This is a genomic window from Micromonospora sp. LOL_013, assembly GCF_048060315.1.
Classification (GTDB): Bacteria; Actinomycetota; Actinomycetes; order Mycobacteriales; family Micromonosporaceae; genus Micromonospora_E.
The window spans coordinates 1-393 of sequence record NZ_JBHMIQ010000120.1 but is presented as its reverse complement, the minus strand read 5'-3'; the positions used below and the strand labels follow the sequence as shown (position 1 = coordinate 393).

The window sequence follows — 393 nt, the reverse complement described above, 5'->3', positions numbered from 1 at the left end:
TGACGACGCTGCTGCTGCCCGGCATCGGGACCATCGACGACCTGAAAGCGGCCCGCGACCTGGGCGTGACCAGCGTCCGGATCGCCACCCACTGCACCGAGGCCGACGTCGCCGCCCAGCACATCGGCTGGGCCCGCGACAACGGCATGGACGTGGCCGGGTTCCTGATGATGGCGCACATGAACACCCCGGCCGGGCTCGCGGCGCAGGCCAAGCTGATGGAGTCGTACGGGGCGCACTGCGTCTACGTCACCGACTCCGGTGGCCGGCTGCTGATGGACGACGTCGCTACGCGGGTCGACGCCTACCGCGAGGTCCTGGACCCGCAAACGCAGATCGGCATTCACGCCCACCACAACCTGTCCCTCGGTGTGGCCAACAGCGTCGTCGCCG

General features: G+C 69.7%; 1 pseudogene. It reads left to right on the top strand.

The features are described 5' to 3' along the window. Window positions 1-393, top strand: a pseudogene (locus ACFHWS_RS28590) (4-hydroxy-2-oxovalerate aldolase); the annotation flags it as partial.